The following is a 2,258-nucleotide window of genomic DNA, read 5'->3' as shown; positions in this document are numbered from 1 at the left end:
GGGACATCGTCACGTACTCCTTATTTACCCGTGCTACCTTATGAAAACTTTTCCGGCTATCCCGTGGGCGCAATCGACCCTTTTGCTGTACGCGCCACCTGACAGCCATTCAAAATACATGCTCATTAATGTAGCAAATCAACGTAGATTAAACTATATTGCTTGTAACAGAATACTATAACTCGCTTGAAATTGCAAGTATTATTATTTATTCCTACAACCTTCTTCTTCTGATAAAAGGAATGAAGAGGCAAAGAGACTTATAAAATTCTGATTCGAAAAGAAATACACCTCCTACACAACGTAACTATGCTATACTAGTGTATCTATGAAAAACACTGATACCATCTCCTCATTCTCCGAGTATAACTTGGATCCCCGTTGTCTGCCCGTACTGAAAGCCATGAAGATCACGAATCCGTCCCCGGTTCAAGCACAAGCGATCCCGGTCGCCTTGCAAGGGAAAAACATGGTCGTCACGGCACAAACAGGTACGGGGAAAACCCTCGCTTTTGCCCTGCCGGGATTGACCCATCTCGTCGAATCGCCGCCTGCCCCGAATCGCATGTTGGTGCTGGCGCCCACACGGGAGCTTTGCGTGCAGGTCGAATCGGTTATCGCTGCCTTCTGCCGCCCCCTCCATCTGCGCAGCGTCGCCATCTATGGCGGCGTGGGCATCCATGCCCAGACGGTGAAGTTAAAGCAAGGTTGCGATATTATTGTGGCAACGCCGGGCCGTTTGCTGGATCACCTTTCTCGAGATACCCTCCAATTCAATACCCTGCGCTTCTTGGTCTTCGACGAAGCAGACCGTATGCTGGACATGGGTTTCTTGCCCGATATTCGCCGCATCCTCAAACAGCTGCCCAAAAAACGCCAGACGCTTATGTTTTCCGCCACCTTCGCGCCCAGTATAGAACGTCTCGCCCACGATATGATGCAGCACCCTACCCGTATTGAGGTCGGGATCACTGCGAAACCCGTGGACTCCGTGCAGCAGTTGGTAGTGCCTGTTCGTGAAGATGAAAAGCCCCGCGTGATCCTTCAAATCCTAAAAGAAGAAGCCATCGACAGCGCTCTCATTTTTTTACGTACCATCCGCCGTACTGAAAGGGTCGGCCGCGCTTTGAAAGGCAGCCGCTTCAAAACAGCGATCATTCATGGCGATTTGCCACAGCAGCGGCGCCAACAAGCACTCAACGGTTTTCGCAAAGGGAAATTTCAAGTCCTCGTCGCCACGGATGTAGCGGCCCGTGGGCTGGATATCGACGATATCTCCCATGTGATCAACTACGATATTCCTGAAAACGCCGACGACTATATACACCGCATCGGGCGCACCGCCAGAGCAGCACGACAAGGCACTGCCCTTACTTTCGTAACGCCTTCCGACCATGCCGCATTGGGCACCATTGAAGCCGCGCTCGGGTATAACATCGAGCGGCGTCTCTATGAGGGCGCGCCCAAAATACTGACGCTCTTCAGACCCCAAGAAGAAACGCAGAGCCCCACCGTATCGCGACGCCGACGGGGCAGAAGCTTGCTCCCACGCCGCTAAGCTACAGGTATACGGGCATCCTAAATTTGGAATGTCCTCCCATGGTACGATACCCTTTGAAGGGTCACTGTGCTGCTGCATGAAAAAAACCGATCATGGAGGACAAAAAGATGCGTTACCCCATTTCCTTGTTGTTGATTCTGTGCTGGATCTGCGCAGCTTCTGCGCAAGCCGAATTCAGCGAAGCTTTCGAGGAGGTCTGGGCTGTTCCGGAAATACAAGCGAAGATTGACGCCGGTATTGAAGCACACCGCAAAGGCGACGCCGTAATTTCCGTTGTGGACAAAGACGGCGCGCCCCTGTCCGAAGTCACCATTACCGCCAAACAACAGACCCACGATTTTTTGTTTGGCGCGAATCTCTTTGTGTTGGGACAGCTCGCCACTCCCGAACTGAACCAACGCTATGAAAACGCCTTTACCGACATCTTCAATTTTGCGTCACTGCCCTTCTACTGGGCAGATCTCGAGCCGGTGCGCGGTCAGCTGCGCTTTGAAAAAGAAGCGCCCTTTATCTGGCGTCGTCCGCCGCCCGATGTCTTGCTTGCTTGGTGCAAAGCCCATAACATCACAGCAAAAGGACATCCGCTCTTGTGGCATGCTATCAACCCGGACTGGAGCCCCACTGAGGCGGAGGCACTGCGCAGCGCTTACACTAAACGCTTCGAAGAAATCGCGCAGCGATATGGACAGGATATCCT

At 52.4% G+C, this 2,258-nt stretch carries 2 protein-coding genes; both read left to right on the top strand.

The window, feature by feature from the left end; all coding sequences use genetic code 11:
- The first annotated feature begins 328 nt into the window (after positions 1 to 328).
- Positions 329 to 1,558 carry a DEAD/DEAH box helicase gene (locus tag GX117_02765; GenBank protein NLO32268.1) on the top strand — a complete coding sequence of 410 codons (1,230 nt, stop codon included), beginning with the start codon at positions 329 to 331 and terminating at the stop codon, positions 1,556 to 1,558.
- 110 nt (positions 1,559 to 1,668) lie between these two features.
- Positions 1,669 to 2,258, top strand: a 590-nt coding sequence (locus GX117_02760) for a glycoside hydrolase family 10 (protein ID NLO32267.1), incomplete at its 3' end; no start/stop codon positions are given.

The sequence above is a fragment of the Candidatus Hydrogenedentota bacterium genome, assembly GCA_012523015.1.
In the GTDB taxonomy this organism is placed as follows: Bacteria; Hydrogenedentota; Hydrogenedentia; order Hydrogenedentales; family CAITNO01; genus JAAYBJ01.
This window is presented reverse-complemented; position numbering and strand designations above follow the sequence as displayed.